Below are 21,013 nucleotides of genomic sequence, written 5' to 3'. Positions count from 1 at the left end.
TCCCAAATTGCAAGGTCTGAGACCGATTCCGCCATTTCGCTTCCTGTGGGATGAACGTGCCTATGGCCTGTGCGGGTCTTGCGCATATATTGCCGAGGACACAAGAACAAAAGCGGGAGGGATCGTGGCGTATACTTCGTCGACATTGGCGCCTTTGCGGCACGATACCTATCGTGCCATCTGGTTTGCGAGCCTCTCCTCGAACTTCGGCGGCTTGATCCAGGCGGTCGGCGCTGCCTGGATGATGACGACGATCACCGCCTCCGAGGACATGGTGGCGCTGGTGCAGACCTCGACGGCGCTGCCGATCATGCTGTTTTCCCTGATATCCGGCGCGCTTGCCGATAATTATGATCGCCGCCGCGTCATGCTGACGGCGCAGTGTCTGATGCTGACGGTGTCAGCACTGCTGACGGCTTGCGCCTTTCTCGGCTGGATCACGCCCTGGCTGCTGCTTTTCTTCACCTTCCTGATCGGCTGCGGCACCGCGCTCAACAATCCCTCCTGGCAGGCCTCGGTCGGCGATATGGTGCCCCGCGCCGATCTGCCGGGCGCCGTCACGCTGAACAGCATGGGCTTCAACATCACCCGCAGCGTCGGTCCGGCGATCGGCGGCGTCATCGTGGCCGCCGCCGGCGCGGCTGCTGCCTTTGCGGTGAACACGCTGAGTTATCTCGCCCTCATCTATGCCCTGCTGCGCTGGCGGCCGAGCCTGCCCGCCTCGACCCTGCCGCGGGAGGCGCTCGGCAGCGCCATCTTCGCCGGCCTGCGCTATATCTCGATGTCGCCCAATCTGGAGAAGGTTCTCGTCAGGGGCCTCATCTTCGGCATCGGCGCCAGCTCAATCCTGGCCCTGCTGCCGATCGTCGCCCTCGATCTGGTTGCGGGCGGTCCGCTGACCTACGGCTTCATGCTCGGCGCCTTCGGCATCGGCGCGATCGGTGGCGCGGTGCTGAATGCAAGGCTTCGCCAGATGCTGTCCAGCGAGACGATCATTCGCCTGGCCTTTGCCGGTTTCGCGCTGAGCGCCGTCATCGCCGCCTTCAGCCCGAGCGCGCTCCTCACCTCTGCTGGGTTGCTCATCTCCGGCGCCTGTTGGGTCTCGGCGCTCTCGCTCTTCAATACGATCGTCCAGCTTTCGACGCCGCGCTGGGTGGTGGGTCGGGCCCTGTCGCTCTACCAGACCGTCACTTTCGGCGGCATCGCCGGTGGCAGCTGGCTCTGGGGTGTTGCCGCCGACCGTTATGGCGTCTCCGACGCGCTGCTGATGTCTGTTGTCGTGATGCTGCTTGGCATTGCGATCGGCCTGCGTTTTTCCATGCCGGCTTTCGCCTCGCTCAATCTCGATCCGCTGAACCGCTTCACCGCGCCGGCTCTGAGCCTCGACATCACGCCGCGCAGCGGCCCGATCGTCATTCAGGTCGACTACGAGATTGCCGATGCCGACCTTGCCGAATTCATGGAACTCATGAGCGAGCGCCGCCGCATCCGCATCCGCGATGGTGCCCGGCATTGGGCGCTGATGCGCGATCTTGAAAATCCCGGGCTCTGGACGGAAACCTACCATACGCCGACCTGGGTCGAATATATCAGACATAACCAGCGGCGCACGCAGGCCGATGCCGAAAACATCGACAGGCTTCGCGCGCTCCACCGCGGCGAAGGTCTGCCCCATGTTCACCGCATGATCGAGCGCCAGGCCATTCCGCCGGATAATGACGTCTTCCATAAGGCGCCGATTGATCTCCATCATTGAGGATAGGCATGCACAGTTTCAGGCTCGCCCGCCAATCCGACCTTGCCGCAATCGTCCGGCTTCTCTCCGACGACGATCTCGGAGCTGCCAGGGAGATCGTTTCCGATCCCGTCGATCCGCGTTATATCTCGGCCTTCGCCGCGATCGAGGCGGATGCCAATCAGTTGCTGGCTGTCGCCGTCGATGCGGCCGACGAGGTCGCTGGCTGCCTGCAGCTGAGCTTTCTTCCCGGTCTTTCCCGGACCGGCATGTGGCGCGGTCAGATCGAAAGCGTGCGTATCGCCCGCGATCTTCGCGGTTCGGGCCTCGGCGGGCAATTCATCGAATGGGCGATCGCCCGGTGCGTCGAGCGCGGCTGCGGCCTCGTGCAGCTGACGTCAGACAAGACGCGGGCGGATTCGATCCGCTTCTACGAAAAGCTCGGCTTCGTCGCGAGCCACGAAGGGCTGAAGCGCACTCTCTGAAGCCGTTACTTTAGCTTGCCCTTCATCGTGGCCTCGGGAAAACAGGTCGGTTTCATGCCGTTCTTCGCCTGCCACTGGCCGATCGAACGCCGCGTCTTGTAGCCCGGCAGACCGTCGGAGCCGCCGACGTCATAGCCCTGCCGTTCCAGCGCCTTCTGCATGGCGGCGACATCCGAGCGCAGCATCTTGCCGACATCGCCCCATCGCCCCTCGAAGGCGCCGCCATTGGAGGCGATCCGGTCGGCAAGGTTGCCGATATAGAGGGCGTAGAGATCGGAGTTGTTGTATTCCTTGATGATGTAGAAATTCGGCGTGACGATGAATTCCGGCCCGTCGCGGCCGGCCGGCACCAGCATCATCCCGTCAGCCTTCATCTCGCCTGAAGGGAAACCTTTGCCTGATATGCGCTCGATGCCGAGTGAGGCCCAGTGCGAAAGCGGCTTCGCCAGGTCAGGCCCCTCCTGCGCGCAGGAGACAGCCTCCGGTATCGATACCTCGAAACCCCAGTCGCGATCGCGCTGCCAGCCCTTCTTGACCAGGAAATTGGCGATCGAGGCGAGCGTATCCGGCACTGAGGTCCAGATGTTGCGATGTCCGTCGCCGTCGAAATCGACGGCATATTTCAGGTAGCTCGTCGGCATGAACTGCGGCTGGCCGAGCGCGCCCGCCCACGAACCCTTGAAATCGGCAGGTGTGACGTCGCCGCCGTCGAGAATATGGAGTGCCGCCACCAGCTCGGTACGGAACATGTCCTTGCGCGTCGACATGAAGGCCTTCGTCGCCAGCACCTCGATCGCCGAATTCGGGATCTTCGCCACGCCGAAGCCCGTCTCCCGGCCCCAGATGGCAAGCACGATCGAGCCCGGCACGCCATAAGTCTTCTCGATCCGCTTCAGCGTAGAGGCGTATTGCGCGGCAAAGCCACGCCCGGTCGCGGCAAGCTTCTTCAGCCGGTCTTCGTTGAAGTAGGGACCAGGCGAGGAAAATTCGGCCTGCGTCTGTTTTTGCTCCTTAGGCAGCGGGAAGCCGGGCGGCGCGAGATCCGGCAGGTTCCAGTTCAGCGTGACGCCTGAGAAAGCGGCCTGAAAGGTCTTCTCCGAAATACCGCCCGCCTTCGCCTCTGGCCAGAGGTCGCTCTGCACCCATTTTTCGAACTGCGCCTCGACATCGGCCTTGGAAGGGACTGCGTAGGAAGGGAGAGGGAATAGGGCAGTCATTGCAGCGAATGCGAGTATCCGCAGCCACCGTGGAAGACCCCCCTCTGCCCTGCCGGACGTCTCCCCCACAAGGGGGGAGATCAGCAAGAGGCGCCCGTCTCCCAAAATCTTGGTCGTGAGCGAAGCGGTTTCGGCCAGTTGCAATCTTTGAATAGGGCAAGGAGGCGCTCCCAGCCGATCTCCCCCCCTGGGGGGGAGATGCCCGGCAGGGCAGAGGGGGGTATGCTGCAGCATACGCAAGCCTTTCATATAACCGTCCGCGCCCGAAGGGCCGCGGCAAGCGTGCCCTCGTCGAGATAGTCGAGCTCACCGCCGACGGGCACGCCATGCGCCAGCCGCGTGATCTTCACCTCGAGCCCCTGCAATTGGTCGGTGATGTAATGCGCCGTCGTCTGTCCCTCGACCGTCGCATTGACCGCGATGATCAATTCCCGGATGCCGCCTTCGCCGATCCGGTCGATCAACCCGCGAATGTTGAGATCGTCCGGCCCGATCCCGTCGAGCGGCGACAGCGTGCCGCCGAGCACGTGATAGGCGGCGTTCAGCGCGCCGGCCCGCTCCAGCGCCCAGAGGTCGGAAACGTCCTCGACGACGATGATGACGGATTGATCGCGCTGCGTATCAGTGCAAACGGTGCAGGGATCGACCGTATCGACATTGCCGCAACGCGAGCAGATCTTCACCTTGTCATAGGCTTCGCCCATCGCATTCGACAGTGGGCCGAGCAGTTGGTCCTTCTTCTTGATCAGATGCAGTGCCGCCCGGCGCGCCGAGCGCGGCCCGAGGCCCGGCACCTTCGCCAGAAGCTGGATGAGTTTTTCGATTTCGGGGCCGGTGACTCGTTTTGCCATGCGCCGTTCTTAGCTGATATGGAACGAAAACGGAATCGCGGAAGGATTGGCCATCCCATGAAAATCCTTGCCCTCTGCACCGGAAATCCGGAAAGGCTGCCCGGCAAAAGCTACAAGACCGGCATCTTCAAGCACCCCGTCAACGGCGCCGTGATGATCGATGCCGAAGGTCTGGTCGGCGATGCGATCTGCAACCGAAAACACCATGGCGGTATCGATCAGGCGGTCTATATCGAGGGATCGCTGGCGCTCGACTGGTGGAGCGGGGAACTCGGCAGGCCATACGAACCCGGCACCTTCGGCGAAAACATGGTGATCTCAGATCTCGACAATCGCGACGTCGCCGTCGGCGACCGCTTCGTCACAGATAACCTCGTCCTCGAAGTCACCGCGTGCCGCATTCCCTGCGCCACCTTCGCCGCCAGAATGGCCGATCCGAAATTCGTTAAGCGCTACACCAATGCCGCCCGCCCTGGCATCTATTGCCGCGTTATCCACGGCGGCGTAGTCAAGGCCGGAATGCCGGTGGAGCATCAACTCTTTTCCGGAGAGAAGGTCATGATGCCGGAGCTGATGGCAACTTTCGGCCGGCGGCTTTCGGAGACGGACCGGGCGCGATATCTCGCTGCTCCAATTCACTACAAGCTACGGGCGATGCTGGAAGCCGAAATATAAGGGCGGTGGCAGCGACAATGACGACCGCATCGGCACTGGCGGACGGCGATTTACTTCTGGCATGAATCTAGCCGAACAAAAGGAGGCAACATGAATCCATTTTTCTGTTCGTCCTCGGTTAGCAATTCCTTCCGTTTAATGTGGACGGCCATATGCTTGCTGCAGACAATAGACAAAGCGGTCAAATTGCCGAAGGCGATGTACGGCTTTTGATCGCCAGCGAAAATTTCAGTGACGGGGATCGGGAACGGTACTACTGGTTCATTGGGTGTCGCCGGATCGTTTATTTCCTTAAAGCATTCGTAAGCCACGGATTTATCACTATTTTCCTTGGCAGAATCCAAGTCTAAGCTGCACAGCGGTATAACATCGCTGCATATTACAACGCCATCGACAGACCAAACCAGTTTGGATTTTCGCCAAGTTTCAAATCTTACTGGTTCCGCATAGAATGGATGTTCTCCAGCGCGCACCTTGTAGAATATTTTAGTGTCGTCTCCCGGCTTAGACTGATCAAAGACATAAACGCGCTTGTTGCGATCACACTGACCCGCATTGACAACCGTCGGCATGGCTAGGGCGGCTGCAAGGAAAAGGCGAAAAACGCTAGAGATCTTCATGAAAAACCTTATGAGATATATGAAATTACTTGCTGAAAATATGAGAGCAATTCCAGCAAAACTATGGCGGGGCTTTGCGTCAGGAATTTCTTAAAAACAAAGAGATAATGCATGTCGCCTGGAAGTTTGCAGAGGCTTCGCGACAACGACCTGGTCAAAACAAAAAAAGCGCATCGCATGAATCAAATTTGATGCGACACGCTTTGGAATATCTCCGCAATTCGAAGAAAGCGGAAATGCCTTTGAGACCGAATTGCCTGCTATCAGAACGGCAGCTTGAAGCCGGGCGGGATCGGCAGGCCTGCGGTCAGCGCCTTGGTCTTTTCGGCGGCGAGCGCCTCGGCCTTGTCCTTGGCGTCCTTGTGGGCGGCGACGATCAGGTCCTCGAGGATCTCGACATCGTCTTCCTTGAACAGCGACGGGTCGATCTTCAGGCTCTTCAGTTCGCCCTTGCCCGAGATGACGACGGTGACGAGGCCGCCGCCCGCCTTGCCTTCGGCCGTGAGCTCGGCGATCTCCGCCTGCATCTGCTCCATCTTGGCCTGCATTTCCTTGACTTTGCCCATCATGCCCATGATGTCGCGCATCGTCTTGCTCCTTCTTGAAACCTTAGAATTCTATGTCGTCGCCCGGCAGGATGTCGCCTTCCTCGGATTCGGCTGCGGCCGGCGGCGTCACTGTGCCTTCCTCGTCCGGTTCGGGCGCCCGCACGCGCACATCGATGATTTTCGCGCCCGGGAAATGCGCCAGGATCGCCGCGACGTCAGGGTCCTGCCGCGCATCGATGACCTGCTGTTCCCGGGTTCTGGCCTCTGCCTCGACAAGCGTCGGCCCGCCCTCTTCGCGGCTGGTGCTGACGATCCAGTGGATTCCAGTCCATTCCTTGAGCTTGACGGCGAGTTCGTTAAGCAGCGTGTTCGGCGCACCTTCGGTGAGGTTCACGTCCAGCCGGCCGGGCTCAAGACGGACCGGACGCACGAAGTTGCGCACCAGTGCCTTCAATTTGACATCGCGCTTCTCGCCCGCGAGGTCGACGATATCGCCGATGGAGTTGATGCGCACGAGCGGCTTCGGAGCCTCTGCAGGCTTTGCCTCGATACGGCCGACATTCTGCGGCTCGGGATTGGGCACGGCGCGCAGCATCGCAGTCGGCCCTGAGGGTAGCGGTCGTGGTGTCGGCTCGGGCGCGCGAGCGGCGACACTGCTCTGATAGGGAACCCGCGTGCCGTTGCTGCTGCCGGAAGGCGAAGGGGAGGGCCGCTGGCCGGCATTGTCGCCGGAAAATTCGGCAAGCCGCCGCGCCGCGTCCTCGGGCGCCGGCAGATGCGCGGCATGCGCCAGCCGGATCAATACCATCTCGGCAGCACCCGCCGTCCTTGACGAGCCTTCCGTTTCCGGAATGCCCTTCAGCAGCATCTGCCAGATGCGCGACAGCGTCGTCACCGCGACACCCTTAGCAAATTCCGCCGCCTTGGTGCGTTCGACCTCGCTGAGCGAAGGATCGTTTGCCGCGTCCGGCACATATTTCAGCCGCGTCACCAGATGGGTGAAATCGGCAAGATCGGTGAGCACGACCACCGGATTGGCGCCGGCCTCGTATTGGCTCTGGAATTCGCCGAGTGCTGCGGCCACATCGCCTTTGACGATATGCTGGAAGAGATCGACGATCCGGGCGCGATCGGCAAGGCCGAGCATGCCGCGCACGGCCTCGGCCTGTACGGCGCCTGCGCCATGGGCGATCGCCTGGTCGAGCAGCGACAGGCCGTCGCGGGCAGAGCCTTCGGCCGCACGCGCGATCATCGCCAGCGCGTCCGGTTCCGCCTCGATGCCTTCCTTGGCTGCGATGGTCGAAAACAGCCCGACGAGATCGGAGGCGCTGATGCGGCGCAGGTCGAAGCGCTGGCAGCGCGAGAGAACCGTGATCGGCACCTTGCGGATTTCGGTGGTGGCGAAGATGAATTTCACATGTTCCGGCGGCTCTTCGAGCGTCTTCAACAGGCCGTTGAAGGCCTGCGTCGACAGCATGTGCACTTCGTCGATAATGTAGACTTTGTAGCGCGCCGAAACCGGGCGGTAGCGCACCTGCTCGATGATCTCGCGAATATCGTCGATGCCGGTATGGGAGGCGGCATCCATCTCGATCACGTCGACGTGGCGGCCTTCCATGATCGCCTGGCAGTGCTCGCCTGGCACACGGAGGTCGATCGTCGGCTTGTCGATCTCTGCGGTCTTGTAGTTCAGCGCCCGCGCCAGGATGCGTGCCGTCGTCGTCTTGCCGACGCCGCGCACGCCGGTCAGCATATAGGCCTGTGCGATACGGCCGGTCTCGAAGGCGTTGGTGAGCGTGCGGACCATCGGCTCCTGGCCGACCATCAGGTCCGTGAAATCCTTGGGGCGGTATTTGCGGGCCAGCACCCGGTATCCGGTGCCTGTCGAGGCGGCATCTTTTGATTGTCGCTCGGTGTCGCTCATCGCCCTGCTTGTCGCCCGGACTGTCGGGCACTTCGTGGAGAGAAGGTGGGAGGCTGGCACGATGACCCGTGCCGGGCTCGTTAGGGCTGCTTCCTTCCGGACCTGACCCGGTTGGCGAGTGGCTCGTCCACCACCAACCTCCCGGATGCACATATCGGCAATATCGTCATCAAAAGCAAGCCAACATGACAAAAAACTGCTAGTCGTTGGAAAACATGAGGAGATTGCCCTTTGAACGGCTTTGCGCTCGACCCCAGGCTGGAAAATGACAGCATCAGCATCATGGTCACAGGCCTCTGTGATCTGAGATTGTCGCAGGATGCCCGCTGGCCCTGGCTCATTCTCGTGCCGCGCAGGGCAGGAATTACCGAAATCTTCGAGCTGACGCCGCTCGACCAGGTGCTGCTCGCCTTCGAGACGGAGGTAGTCGCCAGCGCGCTCAAGAAGATCACCGGCGCGACAAAAATCAATATCGGAGCTCTTGGCAATATCGTCCGCCAGCTTCATGTTCATGTCATTGCCCGCTTCGAAGGCGACGCCAACTGGCCGGGTCCTGTCTGGGGCTTCGGCCGCGCGGAACCCTACGAAGACGGAAAGAGAGACGAATTCATAGCGAAGCTGCGGGAAGCCCTTTCATCATGAGTCATTCGCTTTTCGATTCGGATGTGCCGCATCCGGAACCCAGCAATCTCACTGCCTTTGCAGCAAATGATCTCAATCGCGATTCCGAGCATCGCGACGAGCAATCCGTCGAAAAGGCGCTGGCCAAGGAAGGCACGCATATTTTTGCCTTCGCCAGGGATAAGCTGGTGCTGAAGCATGACGGCCAGGTGCTCGATCCGCTCTTTGCCCGCTACGAGCTCAAGGAATTGCAGCCGGACTGGGACGAGACGGTGCTTCTCGGCTACCGCAAATCAGGCGAGCCGCGCCTTGCCGTTCCTGTCGGCATCGATGTCGACGACCTCGCCAGCCAATATAAGCCCGCCGACGGCCGCACCCTGTTTCGCGAGATGCTGATCGACGAGGTGTTGCTCGGCGAGTTCGCCCAGGCCGCGAGCCTCATCCGCTGGAATGGCGACAACCGCTTCTGCGGCCGCTGCGGCTCGGCGATGGAGATCCATATCGGCGGCTACAAGCGCGTCTGCACTGCCTGCGAACATATGATCTTTCCCCGCACCGACCCCGTCGTCATCATGCTGACGATCGATGAGGAGCGCGACCTGTGCCTGCTTGGCCGCAGTCCGCATTTCGCGCCCGGCATGTATTCCTGTCTTGCCGGCTTCCTCGAACCCGGCGAGACCATCGAGAATGCCGTGCGCCGCGAAACGCTCGAGGAATCGGGCATCCGCACCGGTCGCATCCGCTATCACGCCTCGCAGCCCTGGCCGATGCCGCACTCGCTGATGATCGGCTGTTATGCCGAGGCGAAATCCACCGAAATCAGCCGCGACGAAACCGAGCTTGAAGATTGCCGCTGGTTCACCCGAGAGGAGACGCTCGAGATGCTGGAGCGCCCCGGCGCGACCGGCAAGGCCCCGCCGCCGAAAGGGGCGATCGCCCATCGCCTGATGCGCGACTGGGTGGAGTGGAAGCGCTAGTGCCATGCCCGTCGCACGCTCCGAACGGCTGCTGACGCTGCTCCAGACGCTTCGGCGTTATCGGCGGCCGGTGACCGGCACGGTGCTGGCTGAGGAGACCGGCGTCAGCCTGCGCACGCTCTATCGCGATATTGCGAGCCTTCAGGCCCAGGGCGCGATGATCGAAGGCGAAGCGGGCATCGGTTATGTGCTGAAGCCGGGTTTCATGCTGCCGCCGATGATGTTTTCCGAAGAAGAGCTGGAGGCATTGGTGCTGGGCTCCCGCTGGGTGGCCCGCGCCGCCGAGCCGCGCCTTGCCGGCGCCGGCGCCGATGCGCTCGCCAAGATTGCCGCCGTGCTGCCGTCCGACATGCGCGAAATGATCGATTCGGCAGCCCTCTTCGTTGGCCCCAAACGCAGGGACGAGGACAAGGCCGATGTCTCGGCCATCCGCAAGGCGATCCGCTTGGAGCGTATCCTCGAGCTGCATTACGGCGACGAGCAGGGCCGCATCTCCCGCCGCCGCGTCTGGCCCTTCGCGCTCGGCTATTTCGAGCATGTGCGCATCATCATGGCCTGGTGCGAGCTGCGCCAGGATTTCCGCCATTTCCGCACCGACCGCATCATCGACATGGCGCTGCATGACGTGCGTTATCCGCGCCGCCGCGCGGTGCTCCTAGAGGAGTGGAGAAAGACACAGGACGTACCGGTCGAGAACTGAATGCTGCTGCCATAAACTGTCAGCAGCCGGGGTTATTATCAATCTCAATCCACTACAGCGCCGCGCGTCTTCGGACGCGCAAAGGACGCTGTAGCATCCAGGTTCCGCGCATCGTGCTGATGCGCTAGGGAAGGAGTACTGATCATGGTAACGCCCCCCGTCATTCAGCAGGCCGGCGATCGTTTTGTCACCGATAGCTTTGCCGACATCATTTCGGCCGAAACTTTCGCCGACGTCCGGCAGTCGGCACGCTCCGGCCTGCTGCGCCTGGCCATCAGCTTTTTCCGGATCTCCGGCGAAAGCCGCTCGAAACTCGATGTTGAAGCGACACCCGATTACCTGAAGCGAGATCTCGGCTTCATGGATGGACGCAACCCTCATCACGAGGATCGGCTCCCGCTTTAGCCGCAACTCATCATCAGTATTCTGCCCGGCGAGAACAGGGCGTTGCTTTGGCAGCGTCCCCCTGCTGTCTGCTGCCATAACTTGGCAGCAGACCATTCCTCGTCGTGGCTTATTCACCAGCCAACGGGAAAACCGAAATGACCAGCCCCAATATGATAATTCTCTACGTCAAGGATCCGGCCGAAAGCACCGGCTTCTACCGGAACCTGCTGAATCGCGAACCGGTCGTGGAGGCGCCGAATTTCGTCGCCTTCCCGCTCGATGGCGGCTTCACGCTCGGCCTCTGGCGGCGCAGCAAGGTCGAGCCGCAGCCCTCCGCCATCGGCAATCGAGGCGAGGTGGCCTTCATGGTCGCGGGGGAAAATGCCGTCGCCAACCATTACGAGGATTGGCGCCGGCGCGGCCTGCCGATCGCGCAGGAACTGACCGAGCTCGATTTCGGCCCGACCTTCGTCGTGCTCGACCCGGATGGGCATCGACTGCGCGTCTGTGAGCCGGATAAATAATAGCTGAATGACGAAGCCTGCTTAAAGCAGGCCTCGCATCGCATGTCCCTTGTAGACGCCGAGGATGCGGACTTTCTCGGAGAAGAATCGCAATTCCTCCAAGGCCCGGCGAACGTTCGGATCGTTCGGATGGCCTTCGATATCGGCGTAGAATTGCGTCGCCACGAATTTTCCGCCGAGCTGGTAGCTTTCGAGCTTCGTCATGTTGATATTGTTGGTGGCGAACCCGCCGAGCGCCTTGTAGAGCGCGGCCGGAATGTTGCGGACGTTGAAGACGAAGGTGGTGACGACCTTTTCTTCCGCCGAAGTCCGTTGCGCCCATTCCTCGTCGCGGGACAGGATGACGAAACGGGTGACGTTGTTTTCCGTATCCTCGACATTTTCGGCAACGATCTCAAGCCCGTAGAGATCGGCGGCAAGGCGCGGGGCGAGGGCGGCCATCGAGCGGTCGCCGGTTTCCTTCACGAGCTTTGCCGCTCCCGCCGTATCACCGGCGATCACCGGCTTCCAGCCATTGGCGCGCACGATCTTACGGCATTGGCCGAGCGCGTGGATATGGCTGTGCACCGTGCGGATCTCGTCCTTGGTGACACCCGGCAGCACCATCAGCTGGAAGCGGATCGGCATGAAATATTCGCCGATGATATGCAGCCGTGATTCCGGCAGCAGATGGTGGATATCGGCGACGCGCCCGGCAATCGTGTTCTCGATGGGGATCATGCCGATGTCGGCGTCGCCATTGTCGACCGCCGTGAATGCATCCTCGAAGGTCTGGCAGGGCAGCGGCTCCATGGTCGGGAACATGTCGCGGCAGGCCATGTCGGAATTGGCGCCGAATTCGCCCTGGAAGGCGATCCTGTTGGTCTTGATGTTCATAATGATTCCGTCAGTTCGACTTTGCGGAGAGGATGCGCCGCGCCTTTTCGAGGTCGGCGGGAGTATCGACACCGAGCGGAACCGTGTCAACGATCTCGGCATCGATGCGCATGCCGGCTTCCAGCGCCCGCAGCTGCTCCAGCGATTCGCGCCGTTCGAGCGTCGAAGGGCCGAGCGAGACGAACCGTTCCAGCGCTGCGCGCCGATAGGCATAAAGGCCGATATGATGATAGAGCGGCCCCTGGCCGTAGGGTGCTGTCGCGCGCGTGAAGTAGAGTGCGTGCAGGCGGGTGTCGGAGACGGGCGAGCCGACAATCTTGACGATGTGCGGCGCGGTCTTGTCTTCGTCATTGTCGATCTCGGTCGTCAGCGTGCCGATATCGACGGCCTCGTTTTCAAGGGGGCGCAGGGCTGCCCGCACGGTCTCCGGATCGATTGTCGGCAGATCGCCCTGGACGTTGACGATGAACTTCGCCTTTCCATCGGGGTCGACCTTCGTCAAGGCTTCGAAAATCCGGTCGGATCCCGATTGGTGATCCTTGCTGGTCATGACGACTTCGAAGCCGGCGGCTGCGACGGTGTCAAACACACGGGCGTCGTCGACGGCGACGACCACGCGGCCGATGGCCGCCTCCCTGGCGCGCATCGCCACCTGCACGATCATCGGCAGACCGCATATATCGGCGAGCGGCTTGCCCGGAAGCCGGGTAGAGGCCATCCGCGCCGGGATCAATACGAGCACGCCATCTAAATTTGAATCACTCATTGTTCGGGCCTTCTATTCCGGGCTGAAAAGTGTCAAAAAGTCTCACGCACAAGACCATTTAGACAGTTGCAACGATCAGCCAAAAGACATAGGTTCCGCGCGATTTCAAGATGGTCCGGTTTATGGTCTGCCGGCTGCAAGGGGAGCATTGCAGATGAATTCATACGTCAATACGGCCGTGGGGGCACTGCTCGGAACGGTTTTCGTTCTGATGTCGGTCTCTATCGCGTCCGAGGGGATCTTCCATTCCGAAGCGCCGGAGAAGGAAGGTTTCGCGATCGTTGCCGAAGAGGCGCCCGCCACTGGCGGTGAAGCTGCGCCTGCCGCTGCTGCCGTTCCGATCGCGCAATTGCTCGCTTCTGCAGATGCCAAGGCCGGTGAAACGGTTTTCAAGAAGTGTCAGGCCTGTCATGACGGCACCAAAGGGGGACCGAACAAGGTCGGTCCCAACCTCTTTGGTGTCGTAGATCGTCCGATCGCCTCGCATGAAGGCTTCGCCTATTCCGCTGCCATAAAGGATTTCTCCAAGGGCAGCTCTGAAAAGTGGACCTTCGAGAACCTCAACAAGTTCCTGACTGCGCCGAAGAAGGATGTTCCCGGCACGGCGATGGGCTTTGCAGGCCTGCCGAAGGATCAGGATCGCGCCAACGTCATCCTCTACCTGCACACGCTCTCCGATTCGCCGGTGCCGCTGCCGGATCCGAAGACGGCGACGCAGTAAAAGCGCCACTCAGTCTGCATGACATGGAAGCCCGGCCGCAAGCCGGGCTTTCGTTGTTGATGGCGAAGGTTCACGCGCCGAGGAAATAGGCCCAGAGCGAGACGGTGATGGCGCCGAGCGCCGTCGTCACCGAGATCGTCGACGCGGCAAGGCTGTGGCCGACGCCGAAGCGATTGGCGATCAGCCAGGCGTTGACGCCCGTCGGCACCGAGGAGGTCAGCACGATCGCCGCCGTCCATTCGCTGTTGAGGCCGAAGAGGTGGCTCGCCGTCCAGACGCAGCCGGGCAGCAGCAGCAGCTTGAGGCTCGAGGTAACGCTGGCGATGCCAAGATTGCCGGAGACGCCGTATCTCTCCAGCGCCATGCCGAGCGAGATCAGCGCCGCCGGGCCGGCAATACCGGCGATCTGCCCGACGACCGTTGCCAGTGCCGTCGGCATAGTGAGGCCGGAAAGATGCATGGCCATGCCGGCCGCAAGGCCGATCACCAGCGGATTGCGTATGAGATTGATGGCGATCTGGCGAAGCACGAACACCATGCTGCGGTCACTTTTGCCGGCGATCTTCCGCTCCGCATGCTCCATCAGCACCGTGCCGGCGACCATCATCACGGGCAGATGCACGGCGAGCAGGATCGACAAGGCCACCAGCCCCTCCTCGCCGACGGTGCGCTGGACGAGCGGCAGTCCGATGAAGACATTGTTGGCGAAGGCGGAGGAAACGCCGGCCAGCACTCCGATCCGTTCGTCGCGGCCGAAGAGGCGTGTGGCGGCGAGATGACCGGCCGCCCAGGTGATGGCGACGCCGGAGAAATAGACGATCCAGAGCCGGAAAGGCGACGCGCCGTGGAAATCCGCCTCGGCTATGGTGCGGAAAAGCAGAAGCGGCACGGCGATCTTGAAGACGAATTCGCTGAGCCCGTCGCCGACATCCGACGTCATCAAGCCGCTGCGGACGATCACCCAACCGATAAGAATCAGGATGAAGATGGGAAGGACGTCGAGAATGATGGCTGACATGGGGGAGGCTGCTTTGCTCGGGGGAGTGTCCGATCTCTAGCAGCAAACCGCCTGGATTGAAAAGGCAAACGGCACCCGATCCGGCAGCGCTGGCAACCGCAAAGCAAAAAAAAGCGGGCACGGCCCGCTTTTCCGCTCCGGCTCCGCCGGATATCCGGATCACGACGCTGCCAGTTCATCCGTGGTCAGCATCGCGCCGGCAAGATCGAAGGGATCATCCCTCGCGCACCCGGCTGCAACTGAAAGCTGCTCATACCGGCCTTGTTGCGAGCATATCTAGATTTTGAAGATGACAGAGGCATGACGAATAAGCGGCACTTTTGCGAAGAAATAGCTGCGCCATTCACCATTTAACCTTCCAAACCGCGGAAATTTCGCTAAGACCAAACCCCGGCTATCACAAATCCGGGACCCCCCATTTCATGACAAGATTCGACGTTCTGACTGTCGGCAACGCAATCGTGGATATCATTGCCCGTTGCGACGACCAGTTCCTCATTGACAACCAGATCACCAAGGCGGCGATGAACCTCATCGATGCCGAACGCGCCGAACTCCTGTATTCGCGCATGGGACCGGCGCTCGAAGCCTCCGGCGGCAGCGCCGGCAATACGGCAGCGGGCGTTGCCAACCTCGGCGGCAAGGCGGCCTATTTCGGCAATGTCGCCGCAGATCAGCTTGGCGATATCTTCACGCACGATATCCGCGCCCAGGGTGTTCACTACCAGACGCGGCCCAAGGGCACTTTCCCGCCGACGGCGCGTTCGATGATCTTCGTGACCGAGGACGGCGAACGCTCGATGAACACCTATCTCGGCGCCTGCGTTGAGCTCGGCCCCGAGGATGTCGAGGCCGATGTCGTGGCCGATGCCAAGATTACCTATTTCGAAGGCTATCTCTGGGATCCGCCGCGCGCCAAGGAAGCGATTCTCGATTGCGCCCGCATTGCCCATGAAAACGGCCGCGAAATGTCGATGACGCTGTCCGACAGCTTCTGCGTCGGTCGCTACCGCGGTGAATTCCTCGATCTGATGCGGTCCGGCAAGGTCGATATCGTCTTCGCCAATCGCCAGGAAGCGCTGTCGCTGTACGAAACCGACGATTTCGAAGAGGCGCTGAACAAAATCGCCGCAGATTGCAAGATCGCCGCCGTGACGATGAGCGAAAACGGCGCCGTCATCCTGAAGGGGCGGGAGCGCTACTACGTCGATGCGATCAAGATCAGGGAAGTTGTGGACACGACGGGTGCCGGCGACCTCTTCGCCTCCGGCTTCCTTTATGGCTACACGCAGGGGCGGTCGCTGGAAGATTGCGGCAAGCTCGGTTGCCTCGCTGCCGGCATCGTCATCCAGCAGATCGGTCCGCGCCCGATGACCTCGCTTTCCGAGGCGGCCAGAGAAGCAGGGCTTATTTGAAGGCTTCGCCGGGATAGGCTCCCCAAATCTCCGACTGCGCCACCCATCCCGAGGCGCCGTCGGCTCCGGCGCGGCACCAGTCGCCGTTGCATTCGCCGATCGTCAGCATCACGCCAGGTTCCAGCTTGGCGACGATTGAGGCGGAGGGCTGCGCCTCGCGGCGCAGATTGACGTAGATACCCTTGCCCTTGGTCTTCATCCATGGGGCGGCGATCGCCGCGCGCTGGCCTGACAGCAGCGACTGGTTGACCCAGCCCTCGGTGCCGTCGGCATCGCGGATGCGGCGCCAGTTGTCGTATTCCTGGATGATCTCCACCGGCAGACCGGATTTCAGGTACATCCATGAGACGGCGTAATCCGTCCCGGGACCGATGCGCAGGTTGACGCGCTTGGACTTCAGGGTGACAAAACGCGGCAACGGCAGTCCGCTCGGCCCCTTGGCAGCCTGCGCGTGGGCAAATTCGACGGCTCCGAGCGATGCGGCCAGAGCGATCGCGACGGCGAGGCAGGACTTCAGGACTTTGCTGCGCATGGAAGCTTCCGTTTGCTCGAATCGGCGGGCAGGCCCGGCCTGCTCGCTGTCCGGGCATTGACATCCTTCCGCTGCACCACGAGTTTTGTTTGTCTTCGCGTGCGGGTCTGGTAGAAAATGCCCGGAATGGGAAAATTATCACCCCTCTTGGTTAAAGACCTCTGAACAAGGCACCACAGGCAGCCATGACAGCGAAGAAAAAGCCGAAGGTCTACATCACCCGGAAACTGCCGGATGCCGTCGAAACCCGCATGCGCGAGCTCTTCGACGCCGAGCTCAACATCGACGATACGCCGCGCTCCGTTCCTGAATTGATCGCCGCCGTGAGGACCGCCGACGTGCTGGTGCCGACCGTCACCGATCGCATTGACGCGGCGTTGATCGAAGAGGCAGGGCCGCAGATGAAGCTGATTGCGAGCTTCTCCAACGGCACCGACCATATCGACGTCGAGGCGGCAGCGCGCAAGGGGATCACCGTCACCAACACGCCGAATGTCCTGACCGAGGATACCGCCGACATGACGATGGCGCTGATTCTCGCCGTGCCGAGAAGGCTCGGCGAAGGTGCGCGCGTGCTGACCGACAAGCCGGGCGAATGGGCCGGTTGGTCTCCCACCTGGATGCTTGGCCGGCGCATTCACGGCAAGCGCATCGGCATCGTTGGCATGGGCCGCATCGGCACGGCGGTGGCGCGCCGCGCCAAGGCTTTCGGTCTCTCGATCCACTACCACAACCGCAAGCGCGTCAACCCGGCCGTCGAGGACGAGCTGGAGGCGACCTATTGGGAAAGCCTCGACCAGATGCTCGCCCGCGTCGACATCGTCTCGATCAATTGCCCGTCGACGCCTGCGACCTTCCACCTGATTTCGGCGCGCCGCCTGGCGTTGCTGCAGCCCACGGCCTACATCGTCAACACTGCGCGCGGCGACGTGGTCGACGAAACCGCGCTGATCAAATGCCTGAGGGAGGGCAAGATCGCCGGCGCCGGCCTCGACGTCTTCGAAAATGAGCCGGCCGTCAACCCGAGGCTCGTCAAGCTCGCCAATGAGGGCAAGGTCGTGCTGCTGCCGCACATGAGTTCGGCGACGATCGAGGGCCGGATCGACATGGGCGACAAGGTCATCATCAATATCCGCACCTTCATCGACGGCCACAGGCCGCCGAACCGGGTGCTGCCGGGTCGTTAAGCGACTTTGCGCGTCAGCGCTTGAGGTCCTTGCGCATCTCGATGAAAGTCGTCCTGGCAAAACCGGGATGCGCCTTCTCAGCGGTTCTGGAAAATCCCCAGGCGGCGAAGACAGCGTGATTGTCCGTGAGTTCGATGCGCGTTTCCAACCGCAGGGCGGGAAGGCCAAGCGCTGCGGACGTTTCCTCGGCAATTGCCAGCAGCCGTCTGCCGAGGCCCTTGCCCTGCACAGACGGGAGAACGGCGAGCTTGCCGACATAGAGGCAATCGGTCTCCGGCCGCAGGAACAGGCAGCCGGTCAGCTTTCCCTGCTCGATCGCAACGTGACCGATCTCGGCTTCGGCCTTTTCAGCCAGCGCTTGCGCCGTCAGGCGGAGCGCCGAAGATGGTGGATCGATCCTGCCGTTCATCGAGGCGAAGGCGGCAAGGATCAGGGCAAGCAGCTCGTCCCAGCGCGTGAAGCTTCGGTCGAGGCGGATGATCGTCATCCCGCCTGCCTTGCGCGGCGGCGTTTGTAGCGGATCGTTTCGAACCGGGCCGACAGCGCATCGTAAAGCAGCAGCCGTCCGATCAGCGGCTCGCCGCTGCCGGTGACGAGCTTGATCGCCTCCATCGCCATCATCGTGCCGATGACGCCGGTAAGCGCGCCGATGATGCCGGCCTCGGCGCAGGAGGGGATCAGCCCCGCCGGTGGCGCTTCCGGAAACAGGTCGCGATATCTGGGGTTGGGCGTCCCGTCCTCGGCCGTCTCATAGGGTTTCAGAACTGTCAGCGAACCGTCGAAACGTCCGACGGCGCCGGTGACGAGCGGGATGCGCGCCTCTTCTGCCGCATCGGCGGCGGCATAACGCGCGTCGAAATTGTCGGAGCCGTCGATCAGAAGATCGAAGCCGGACAATTGCCGTCGCGCGGTCTCCTGAGAAAAGCGTTCCTCGAAACGGATGAGCCGGACATGTGGGTTGAGTCTCGCGATGGCGATGGCGGCGCTCTCCGTCTTCAACTCCCCGATCGTGCCGGAGTCGTGGATGACCTGGCGCTGCAGGTTCGAGAGCGATACCCGGTCATCATCGACAATGCCAAGCGTGCCGACGCCGGCTGCGGCCAGATACTGCAGGATCGGCGCACCGAGGCCGCCGGCACCGATCACCAGCACGCGGGCAGCCTTCAGCTTCTGCTGGCCTGCGCCGCCGATCTCAGGGAGCAGGATGTGGCGCTGATAGCGCGCGATTTCATCAGGGCTGAGCGGTTCCATGGCGGCGACCTTATCATGGCGCCCGGCGCTGGGAAAAGCTGCTCCGGTCATTCGAACACCTTTCCGTCAGTCACCGTGAAGACCTGTGCCCTGTCGCCGAGTGCTGAAAACATGGCGCGGTCCGTTCCCGTCATGAAGGCCTGGCCGCCGAGCCCGTCGATAAGGTCGAACAGCGCCGCGCGTCTGTTCTCGTCGAGATGTGCCGCGATTTCGTCGAGCAGCAGGATCGGCGCATGGCCGGTGAGATTGCCGACGAGCCGCGCATGCGCAAGCACCAGGCCGACGAGCAGCGCTTTCTGCTCGCCCGTCGAACAACGCTCCGCCTCCATCGCCTTTTCGCGGTGATGCACGATGAGATCGGCTCGGTGCGGCCCCTCGAGCGTACGTCCCGCGCCGGCATCGCGGTAACGGCTTTCCGCCAGCATTGCTGCGTACTCGTCCTCGAGATCGACCGAGGGGCGCGAGAACTGGCCGTCCATGAAGCCCGAGAGCTGCAGCGATGCCGAGGGGAAGGGCGAACTCTCCCGTGTTTCCTCGATCAGCCGGGTCAAGAGCCCGAGCATCTCCTGGCGGGCGAGCGCCATGGCGATGCCGAGGCTTGCCATCTGCTCCTCGATGCCCGCAAGCCAGGAGGGGTCGAAGCGGCCTTCGTCGAGCAGCTTGTTACGGCTGCGCATGGCGCGCTCGAAATCACTGGCACGGCGGCCATGGGCGGGGTCGAGCGACAGCACCAGCCGGTCGAGAAAGCGGCGCCGGTCGGAAGAGGCGCCGGTAAACAGACCGTCCATCGCCGGCGTCAGCCAGAGAAGACGCAGGTGATCCGTCAGTTCGTCGGCTGTTTTGGCCGGCGTGCCGTTGATACGCAGCCTGCGGGTGGTTGTCTCTTCGCCCGTTTCGATGCCGGTGCCGATCTCGACTTCACCCTCCATGCCGTCGAGCACCGCGAAGATTGAAAAGCCGCCTGGCGCGCCGACGCGGGTAATATCGCCATAGGCTGCGCGGCGCAGGCCGCGGCCGGGCGAAAGCAGCGAGACCGCCTCCATGAGATTGGTCTTGCCGGCGCCGTTATCTCCCGTCAGCACGACGTGCCGGCCGTCAAGGGCAAGCGCCGCCGCCGCATAGTTGCGGAAGTCGGTCAGCTTCAGGCGGGAAAGGGAAACCTTGTGCGGCATCGGATGTCCGGAATCGTGAAGCGTGACAGCTAAGCCGAAGCAGTCTTGATGGCAAGCGCGCTGCAGCACGGTGGTGGATCGCCTACCGCCGGTGATGCCGGAAATCGGTCGTGGGGCAATGCCGCCGCGGTCCCAATCCCTGCAAAAAATACAACCTCAGAGGCAATTGCTCGACGTTGCCAAGCCGATATTGCCAACATCAGGGCTCACCGGCCGCGAGCCCTGATTTCATGGGCTTTGGCGCATTCGGTTGAGATTGCTGACGTAACGTAAAGTCCAAAAAAAGTCGGTTGAATTTTGCAACTTCAGGGTTGAGTTATTCGCTGAAAACGATATGGTAAACCAAGTGTTTATGTATGAGAGAGTAGTGAAGTGCCAGATCCGGTTGATATTATCGTTGGTCGCAATGTAAGACATCTTCGCGCCCTTCGTCGTGTTTCCCAACTTGAGCTCGGTGAAGCACTCGGACTGACTTTCCAGCAGATCCAGAAATACGAAAAGGGAACGAACCGCGTTTCCGCCAGCAAGCTGCATCAGATCGCGGTTTTTCTCGATGTTGAGATTTCGGCTCTCTTCGAGGGCACCGGCATATCGCAATTCGGCAGCCGTATCGAACTCAGCCCCGACGCCTATGCGCTTGCGCTGAGCTACGACAAGCTGAACTCGACCGCGGGCAAGGAAGCGGTCAAGACCATTCTTACTCTCATGAGTGGCGAAGCGGTCGAAAGCGCCGCCTGAATCCACCGGAGCGAACAAGCTTATTTCCGCAAAAGCTCAGCGTCTTCAAGGGATGGACGATGTCCGGACCGTG

Annotated in this window: 24 protein-coding genes and 1 other RNA gene; 12 read left to right on the top strand and 13 right to left on the bottom strand. The window is 61.7% G+C overall.

Annotation, left to right across the window (positions count from 1 at the left end; all coding sequences use genetic code 11):
* Positions 1-124: 124 nt before the first annotated feature.
* Entirely contained in the window at positions 125-1,756 is a 1,632-nt protein-coding gene (locus EFB14_RS22615) for an MFS transporter (RefSeq protein WP_126828952.1), read from the top strand.
* An 8-nt stretch (positions 1,757-1,764) separates the two neighbouring features.
* Positions 1,765-2,220 carry a GNAT family N-acetyltransferase gene (locus EFB14_RS22610; RefSeq protein ID WP_126828951.1) on the top strand — a complete coding sequence of 152 codons (456 nt, stop codon included), beginning with the start codon at positions 1,765-1,767 and terminating at the stop codon, positions 2,218-2,220.
* Between the two features lie 5 nt (positions 2,221-2,225).
* Here EFB14_RS22610 and EFB14_RS22605 read toward each other — a convergent pair whose 3' ends face one another.
* Positions 2,226-3,437: a lytic murein transglycosylase gene (locus tag EFB14_RS22605; RefSeq protein WP_126828950.1), complete on the bottom strand. Its 1,212-nt coding sequence runs from the start codon at positions 3,435-3,437 to the stop codon at positions 2,226-2,228.
* 245 nt (positions 3,438-3,682) lie between these two features.
* Entirely contained in the window at positions 3,683-4,288 is a 606-nt protein-coding gene (gene recR / locus EFB14_RS22595) for a recombination mediator RecR (protein WP_126828949.1), read from the bottom strand.
* A gap of 57 nt (positions 4,289-4,345) precedes the next feature.
* On the opposite strand from recR, the gene EFB14_RS22590 reads away from it, so the two are divergent.
* Positions 4,346-4,963 carry an MOSC domain-containing protein gene (locus EFB14_RS22590; protein WP_183604898.1) on the top strand — a complete coding sequence of 206 codons (618 nt, stop codon included), beginning with the start codon at positions 4,346-4,348 and terminating at the stop codon, positions 4,961-4,963.
* Positions 4,964-5,013: 50 nt separating this feature from the next.
* On the opposite strand, the gene EFB14_RS22585 is transcribed toward EFB14_RS22590, so the two are convergent.
* The 4 genes from EFB14_RS22585 to ffs all read right to left on the bottom strand — a co-directional run bounded on the left by EFB14_RS22585 (position 5,014) and on the right by ffs (position 8,197).
* The gene (locus tag EFB14_RS22585; RefSeq protein WP_126828947.1) at positions 5,014-5,583 is read right to left on the bottom strand and encodes a hypothetical protein; all 570 of its coding nucleotides are present in this window, start codon (positions 5,581-5,583) and stop codon (positions 5,014-5,016) included.
* A 263-nt stretch (positions 5,584-5,846) separates the two neighbouring features.
* A complete protein-coding gene (locus tag EFB14_RS22580) occupies positions 5,847-6,170 on the bottom strand; it encodes a YbaB/EbfC family nucleoid-associated protein (protein ID WP_004676719.1) in 324 nt (107 codons plus the stop codon).
* 22 nt (positions 6,171-6,192) lie between these two features.
* Positions 6,193-8,055, bottom strand: a complete 1,863-nt coding sequence (locus EFB14_RS22575) for a DNA polymerase III subunit gamma/tau (protein WP_126828946.1) — start codon at positions 8,053-8,055, stop codon at positions 6,193-6,195.
* Between the two features lie 45 nt (positions 8,056-8,100).
* An RNA gene (gene ffs, locus EFB14_RS22570) (signal recognition particle sRNA small type) lies at positions 8,101-8,197 on the bottom strand.
* A gap of 89 nt (positions 8,198-8,286) precedes the next feature.
* Between ffs and EFB14_RS22565 the strand changes: the two genes are divergently transcribed.
* From EFB14_RS22565 to EFB14_RS22545, 5 genes are all read left to right on the top strand, one after another.
* Positions 8,287-8,697, top strand: coding sequence for an HIT domain-containing protein (locus EFB14_RS22565; RefSeq protein ID WP_125846707.1), 411 nt, complete (start codon positions 8,287-8,289; stop codon positions 8,695-8,697).
* The gene (nudC, locus tag EFB14_RS22560; protein WP_126828945.1) at positions 8,694-9,653 is read left to right on the top strand and encodes an NAD(+) diphosphatase; all 960 of its coding nucleotides are present in this window, start codon (positions 8,694-8,696) and stop codon (positions 9,651-9,653) included. Before EFB14_RS22565 ends, nudC begins: the two co-directional genes overlap by 4 nt.
* 4 nt (positions 9,654-9,657) lie before the next feature.
* Positions 9,658-10,353, top strand: coding sequence for a helix-turn-helix transcriptional regulator (locus tag EFB14_RS22555; RefSeq protein WP_126828944.1), 696 nt, complete (start codon positions 9,658-9,660; stop codon positions 10,351-10,353).
* A 144-nt stretch (positions 10,354-10,497) separates the two neighbouring features.
* Positions 10,498-10,758, top strand: a complete 261-nt coding sequence (locus EFB14_RS22550) for a hypothetical protein (RefSeq protein ID WP_125846704.1) — start codon at positions 10,498-10,500, stop codon at positions 10,756-10,758.
* Positions 10,759-10,895: 137 nt separating this feature from the next.
* On the top strand, positions 10,896-11,264 hold the full coding sequence (locus tag EFB14_RS22545) for a VOC family protein (RefSeq protein ID WP_126828943.1): 369 nt from the start codon (positions 10,896-10,898) through the stop codon (positions 11,262-11,264).
* Between the two features lie 21 nt (positions 11,265-11,285).
* Here the strand turns inward: EFB14_RS22545 and EFB14_RS22540 are convergent, their stop codons facing one another.
* Together EFB14_RS22540 and EFB14_RS22535 are read right to left on the bottom strand one after the other, a co-directional pair.
* A complete protein-coding gene (locus EFB14_RS22540) occupies positions 11,286-12,140 on the bottom strand; it encodes a prephenate dehydratase (RefSeq protein WP_126828942.1) in 855 nt (284 codons plus the stop codon).
* Between the two features lie 10 nt (positions 12,141-12,150).
* Positions 12,151-12,906: a 3-deoxy-manno-octulosonate cytidylyltransferase gene (locus EFB14_RS22535; protein ID WP_126828941.1), complete on the bottom strand. Its 756-nt coding sequence runs from the start codon at positions 12,904-12,906 to the stop codon at positions 12,151-12,153.
* Between the two features lie 154 nt (positions 12,907-13,060).
* Here EFB14_RS22535 and EFB14_RS22530 point away from each other — a divergent pair, with 154 nt between their 5' ends.
* Entirely contained in the window at positions 13,061-13,627 is a 567-nt protein-coding gene (locus tag EFB14_RS22530; protein WP_126828940.1) for a c-type cytochrome, read from the top strand.
* 70 nt (positions 13,628-13,697) lie between these two features.
* On the opposite strand, the gene EFB14_RS22525 is transcribed toward EFB14_RS22530, so the two are convergent.
* Positions 13,698-14,645, bottom strand: a complete 948-nt coding sequence (locus EFB14_RS22525; RefSeq protein ID WP_126828939.1) for an AEC family transporter — start codon at positions 14,643-14,645, stop codon at positions 13,698-13,700.
* Between the two features lie 422 nt (positions 14,646-15,067).
* Here EFB14_RS22525 and EFB14_RS22520 point away from each other — a divergent pair, with 422 nt between their 5' ends.
* Positions 15,068-16,060, top strand: coding sequence for an adenosine kinase (locus tag EFB14_RS22520; protein ID WP_126828938.1), 993 nt, complete (start codon positions 15,068-15,070; stop codon positions 16,058-16,060).
* Here EFB14_RS22520 and EFB14_RS22515 read toward each other — a convergent pair.
* A complete protein-coding gene (locus EFB14_RS22515; protein WP_125846697.1) occupies positions 16,053-16,592 on the bottom strand; it encodes an SH3 domain-containing protein in 540 nt (179 codons plus the stop codon). The two genes, EFB14_RS22520 and EFB14_RS22515, sit on opposite strands and share 8 nt — an antisense overlap.
* Before the next feature lie 185 nt (positions 16,593-16,777).
* Between EFB14_RS22515 and EFB14_RS22510 the strand changes: the two genes are divergently transcribed.
* Positions 16,778-17,779 (top strand): 2-hydroxyacid dehydrogenase, encoded by a 1,002-nt coding sequence (locus EFB14_RS22510; protein WP_125846696.1) that lies wholly within the window; start codon positions 16,778-16,780, stop codon positions 17,777-17,779.
* Positions 17,780-17,792: 13 nt separating this feature from the next.
* Here EFB14_RS22510 and EFB14_RS22505 read toward each other — a convergent pair whose 3' ends face one another.
* The 3 genes from EFB14_RS22505 to recF are packed head-to-tail and all read right to left on the bottom strand — an operon-like array spanning position 17,793 to position 20,202.
* Positions 17,793-18,266: a GNAT family N-acetyltransferase gene (locus EFB14_RS22505; protein ID WP_126828937.1), complete on the bottom strand. Its 474-nt coding sequence runs from the start codon at positions 18,264-18,266 to the stop codon at positions 17,793-17,795.
* Complete coding sequence (locus tag EFB14_RS22500; protein ID WP_126828936.1) at positions 18,263-19,081, bottom strand: molybdopterin-synthase adenylyltransferase MoeB; 819 nt, start codon at positions 19,079-19,081, stop codon at positions 18,263-18,265. The genes EFB14_RS22505 and EFB14_RS22500 overlap by 4 nt, the downstream gene beginning before the upstream one ends.
* Positions 19,078-20,202 (bottom strand): DNA replication/repair protein RecF, encoded by a 1,125-nt coding sequence (recF, locus tag EFB14_RS22495; RefSeq protein WP_126828935.1) that lies wholly within the window; start codon positions 20,200-20,202, stop codon positions 19,078-19,080. Before recF ends, EFB14_RS22500 begins: the two co-directional genes overlap by 4 nt.
* 372 nt (positions 20,203-20,574) lie before the next feature.
* On the opposite strand from recF, the gene EFB14_RS22490 reads away from it, so the two are divergent.
* The gene (locus EFB14_RS22490; RefSeq protein WP_125846692.1) at positions 20,575-20,940 is read left to right on the top strand and encodes a helix-turn-helix domain-containing protein; all 366 of its coding nucleotides are present in this window, start codon (positions 20,575-20,577) and stop codon (positions 20,938-20,940) included.
* Positions 20,941-21,013 lie beyond the last annotated feature (73 nt).

This window comes from Rhizobium fabae (genome assembly GCF_003985135.1).
GTDB classification, from domain to species: domain Bacteria; phylum Pseudomonadota; class Alphaproteobacteria; order Rhizobiales; family Rhizobiaceae; genus Rhizobium; species Rhizobium pisi.
Note: the sequence above shows the minus strand (reverse complement) of the source record. Positions and strands in the feature narration are given on the sequence as shown.

Bases quoted from the DNA above. Each gene is read 5' to 3' on its own strand.
- EFB14_RS22610 (WP_126828951.1), top strand. From the start codon at position 1,765: ATGCACAGTTTCAGGCTCGCCCGCCAATCCGACCTTGCCGCAATCGTC.
- EFB14_RS22605 (WP_126828950.1), bottom strand. From the start codon at position 3,437: ATGACTGCCCTATTCCCTCTCCCTTCCTACGCAGTCCCTTCCAAGGCC.
- recR (WP_126828949.1), bottom strand. From the start codon at position 4,288: ATGGCAAAACGAGTCACCGGCCCCGAAATCGAAAAACTCATCCAGCTT.
- EFB14_RS22590 (WP_183604898.1), top strand. From the start codon at position 4,346: ATGAAAATCCTTGCCCTCTGCACCGGAAATCCGGAAAGGCTGCCCGGC.
- EFB14_RS22585 (WP_126828947.1), bottom strand. From the start codon at position 5,583: ATGAAGATCTCTAGCGTTTTTCGCCTTTTCCTTGCAGCCGCCCTAGCC.
- EFB14_RS22580 (WP_004676719.1), bottom strand. From the start codon at position 6,170: ATGCGCGACATCATGGGCATGATGGGCAAAGTCAAGGAAATGCAGGCC.
- EFB14_RS22575 (WP_126828946.1), bottom strand. From the start codon at position 8,055: ATGAGCGACACCGAGCGACAATCAAAAGATGCCGCCTCGACAGGCACC.
- nudC (WP_126828945.1), top strand. From the start codon at position 8,694: ATGAGTCATTCGCTTTTCGATTCGGATGTGCCGCATCCGGAACCCAGC.
- EFB14_RS22555 (WP_126828944.1), top strand. From the start codon at position 9,658: ATGCCCGTCGCACGCTCCGAACGGCTGCTGACGCTGCTCCAGACGCTT.
- EFB14_RS22550 (WP_125846704.1), top strand. From the start codon at position 10,498: ATGGTAACGCCCCCCGTCATTCAGCAGGCCGGCGATCGTTTTGTCACC.
- EFB14_RS22545 (WP_126828943.1), top strand. From the start codon at position 10,896: ATGACCAGCCCCAATATGATAATTCTCTACGTCAAGGATCCGGCCGAA.
- EFB14_RS22540 (WP_126828942.1), bottom strand. From the start codon at position 12,140: ATGAACATCAAGACCAACAGGATCGCCTTCCAGGGCGAATTCGGCGCC.
- EFB14_RS22535 (WP_126828941.1), bottom strand. From the start codon at position 12,906: ATGAGTGATTCAAATTTAGATGGCGTGCTCGTATTGATCCCGGCGCGG.
- EFB14_RS22530 (WP_126828940.1), top strand. From the start codon at position 13,061: ATGAATTCATACGTCAATACGGCCGTGGGGGCACTGCTCGGAACGGTT.
- EFB14_RS22525 (WP_126828939.1), bottom strand. From the start codon at position 14,645: ATGTCAGCCATCATTCTCGACGTCCTTCCCATCTTCATCCTGATTCTT.
- EFB14_RS22520 (WP_126828938.1), top strand. From the start codon at position 15,068: ATGACAAGATTCGACGTTCTGACTGTCGGCAACGCAATCGTGGATATC.
- EFB14_RS22515 (WP_125846697.1), bottom strand. From the start codon at position 16,592: ATGCGCAGCAAAGTCCTGAAGTCCTGCCTCGCCGTCGCGATCGCTCTG.
- EFB14_RS22510 (WP_125846696.1), top strand. From the start codon at position 16,778: ATGACAGCGAAGAAAAAGCCGAAGGTCTACATCACCCGGAAACTGCCG.
- EFB14_RS22505 (WP_126828937.1), bottom strand. From the start codon at position 18,266: ATGACGATCATCCGCCTCGACCGAAGCTTCACGCGCTGGGACGAGCTG.
- EFB14_RS22500 (WP_126828936.1), bottom strand. From the start codon at position 19,081: ATGACCGGAGCAGCTTTTCCCAGCGCCGGGCGCCATGATAAGGTCGCC.
- recF (WP_126828935.1), bottom strand. From the start codon at position 20,202: ATGCCGCACAAGGTTTCCCTTTCCCGCCTGAAGCTGACCGACTTCCGC.